This is a genomic window from Luteolibacter pohnpeiensis (genome assembly GCF_016595435.1).
In the GTDB taxonomy this organism is placed as follows: domain Bacteria; phylum Verrucomicrobiota; class Verrucomicrobiia; order Verrucomicrobiales; family Akkermansiaceae; genus Luteolibacter; species Luteolibacter pohnpeiensis.
Window position 1 is genome coordinate 1 of sequence record NZ_JAENIJ010000164.1, and the last position, 640, is coordinate 640.

1 protein-coding gene is annotated in these 640 nt (G+C 58.1%); it reads left to right on the forward strand.

The annotated features are described in order from the left end of the window. Positions 1 to 122 precede the first annotated feature (122 nt). On the forward strand, positions 123 to 640 hold a 518-nt coding region (locus JIN85_RS20770; protein WP_200274455.1), incomplete at its 3' end, for a hypothetical protein.

The following is a 640-nucleotide window of genomic DNA, read 5'->3' on the forward strand; positions in this document are numbered from 1 at the left end:
GAAAAGGCCCACCGTGAAATGCCGGAGCTGTCCGGTCAGTTCAACACGCCAGTTCTTCAGACCGCTCTTGAAAAAGCCATTTCCTCCGGCGTGCTCGCCGGTAGCACCAGCCGTTACGAATCATGATTGCGCTCAAAGTCAGTGTGAAGAACGACGCGAGCAAGTTCATGCGCGGATACGTCGAAACCCTTTCCGGCCCTGAAAAGGCGGGGCTGAACAAGGTCGCTGGCAAGGCAGCGGTGCTTGAGGCAGCCGCGTATCATCGCGAGTTCGACCGCGCCGGCAAATGGCGTGGCAAAAACTACATGGGCAAGGGCGGGGGTGAAGGTTCCGCGTTTGGTTCGACCATCACCGCAGGCTGGTCGTTCGGCAGTTCGGATCAGGACGGCGCCATCATCTTCAACGACGCCGACCACTACGCGCACAAGGTTCGTGGCGGGACCATCCGCGCCAAGCGAGCCAAGGCGTTGACGATTCCAATCATTCCAGAAGCTCGCGGCAGACTTGCGAAGGATTACGAGATTTTCTATCACACCCGGCTGTTTACGATCAAAGGCAAGCGTGCCCTGTTCGAGCAAGTTGAAGCTGGCGCGAAGAAAGGCCGCAAGAAGAAGGGAAAATCGGGAGCTTCTGGCGGATC